This window comes from Pseudomonas brassicae, assembly GCF_010671725.1.
In the GTDB taxonomy this organism is placed as follows: Bacteria; Pseudomonadota; Gammaproteobacteria; order Pseudomonadales; family Pseudomonadaceae; genus Aquipseudomonas; species Aquipseudomonas brassicae.
The window spans coordinates 1-2,591 of record NZ_JAAHBU010000200.1 but is presented as its reverse complement, the minus strand read 5'-3'; the positions used below and the strand labels follow the sequence as shown (position 1 = coordinate 2,591).

The 2,591-nt window shown below is 57.9% G+C and carries 2 pseudogenes; both read left to right on the top strand.

Annotated elements, in window-relative coordinates:
• Nucleotides 1-270: 270 nt before the first annotated feature.
• Nucleotides 271-1,520, top strand: a pseudogene (locus G3436_RS15045) (FMN-binding glutamate synthase family protein); the annotation flags it as partial.
• A gap of 296 nt (nucleotides 1,521-1,816) precedes the next feature.
• Nucleotides 1,817-2,591 (top strand): annotated as a pseudogene (locus G3436_RS15040) (hypothetical protein); the annotation flags it as partial.

Sequence of the window (2,591 nt, the reverse complement as noted above, 5' to 3'; positions counted from 1 at the left end):
CCGAGGCTGTTTTCAACGCAGCATCACCGAGTATCAAGGCTTTTCGTACAGAGCCTGACGCCCGGATGCCATCTCCAGACGGGCCATTGGGTATTCGTCAGGACGCTTCGGCCGAGAACCACGGTGGCGCCCATGTGCCAGCCAATGCAGTTCTGCCGCTCTTGATACCGTGCGCCGCCAGCGCAAGCATTCTAGCCGCCGCGACACCTTCACTGGCTTTCAAAACCCTAATCGATATAAGGTCTTGGATTGCCTGCACAAGGATCCCGCATGAGCCTGTCCCTTCTCAGCCGTTACGCCTTCTTCGCCGCCTGCGTCGTGTTTAGCCTGGCCAGCCTGCCGTTTCAGCACCACGACTGGCTGTGGCCGTTGACCCTGGTCACCACCCTGCTCAGCCTGCTGGGCCTGTTCGACCTGCTGCAAAGCCGCCATGCGGTACGCCGCAATTATCCGATCCTGGGCAACATCCGCTACCTGGTCGAAGGCATCCGCCCGGAAATCCGCCAGTACCTGCTCGAATCCGACAGCGACGCCCTGCCCTTCTCCCGCGCCCAACGCTCACTGGTGTACTCGCGGGCCAAGAACGAGAGCGCCGACAAACCCTTCGGTACCCTGATCGACGTGTACCAGTCGGGCTTCGAGTTCATCGGCCATTCCATGCGCCCGGCGCCGCTCAGCGACCCCGAGAGCTTTCGCGTGATCGTCGGCGGCCCGCAGTGCAGCCAGCCCTACTCGGCCTCGGTGTTCAACATTTCGGCGATGAGCTTCGGCTCGCTCAGCGCAACGCGATCCGCGCACTGAACCAGGGCGCCAAGCTCGGTAACTTCGCCCACGACACCGGCGAAGGCAGCATCAGCCCGTACCATCGCGAACACGGTGGCGACCTGACCTGGGAGCTGGGCAGCGGCTACTTCGGCTGCCGCACCTCGGAGGGGCGTTTCGACCCCGAGCGCTTCGCCGAACAGGCGCGCAACCCGCAGGTGCGCATGATCGAAATCAAGATGAGCCAGGGTGCCAAGCCGGGCCATGGCGGCATCCTGCCCAAGCACAAGGTCACCCAGGAGATCGCCGATACGCGCGGCATCCTGATGGGCGAGGACTGCATTTCGCCGTCGCGGCACAGTGCGTTCTCAACCCCCATCGAACTGATGCAGTTCATCGCCCAGCTGCGCGAACTGTCGGGTGGCAAGCCGGTGGGCTTCAAGTTCTGCCTGGGCCACCCCTGGGAGTTCATGGGCATCGCCAAGGCCATGCTGCAAACCGGCATCCTGCCCGACTTCATCGTGGTGGACGGCAAGGAAGGCGGCACCGGCGCCGCGCCGGTGGAGTTCACCGACCATATCGGCGTACCGCTGCGCGAAGGCCTGCTGTTCGTGCACAACACCCTGGTAGGGCTGAACCTGCGCGACAAGATCAAGCTGGGCGCCAGTGGCAAGATCGTCAGTGCCTTCGACATCGCCAGCGTGCTGGCCATCGGCGCCGACTGGGCCAACGCAGCGCGCGGCTTCATGTTTGCGATCGTTATAGACCCTGTACTAGTCCAACTAATGAAACTAGTACCGCTTCGAAACCAATCAATATATGCCTAAATCGTCGATAACATACTGATTTACAAGAAGAATTTGACATACCGCTAGTCCTGTCCTACACCTGCATGACCCCCTACTATTATACTGGGACACGCATGGCAAAGCGGACGCTTCACCTAGTCATCTCGATCAACGTCGCCGAAGGAGCCACGGGGAGCGCGGTGCCCGTGCTCGTCCTAGAGGACGGCGAGGTGAGTCTCCTGTGCCTAGCGTGGACGCGAGAGCAGATGCTGATCGACGTGGCCAGCCCCCAGAAAATCAAGAAATCCGTGAAAGCCGTGGGCCGCCTATACGATTTCTACATGATCGTTGAGAAAGGTCGGGCGCTGACTCCAGAGCAGTTGGAAAGAATGGTGCTTCGCTTCCTTGAAGCCAGGCAGTTCGGAGACATCCATCTAGGTTGGACACCAGTAGGTCGGAACACCGCTATCGACGACTATCGTTATGCGCTGGAATTTACCGACTTTGCGGCAGGAAACTTTGATCACACTCCGATCAATCCGATTGAGATGAAGCTGATTTCCGACCTCGGCATAAAAGAACAGCAAACTCTCAACTCTAAGATGGCGATCAAAAAAACATGGGATAGAAACTTCCAACTTCAGCAATTCACTCAGGAAGCCCGAGGCATAGTCGCCACCAGAACCAATCGGACACCACGAAAGAAGAACAAAAAGAACAGAATCCCAAAACACTTCCCTGCGGACAAGGTGTTGGAGCTTATAAGGGCCGCATCGTCCACAAGAGATAAACTTTTTCTGTTACTGCTATTCTTTGGCGGACTAAGGAAGTCTGAGCCATTCCATCTGTACGTCACAGATATAAGAATCAGAAATGGTGTAGCGGTTGTACGTTTAGCGGATCCAGTTGAGGGCGTGCACGAATGGGACGAAAAGTACGTCGGTAAACAGAAAGGCACTCGACTTGAGTTCCTTCAACAGCGATACAATTTGGGGCCTCGCAACAAGCTTGACCCTAGTCATCCCCTTCACGCAGGTTGGA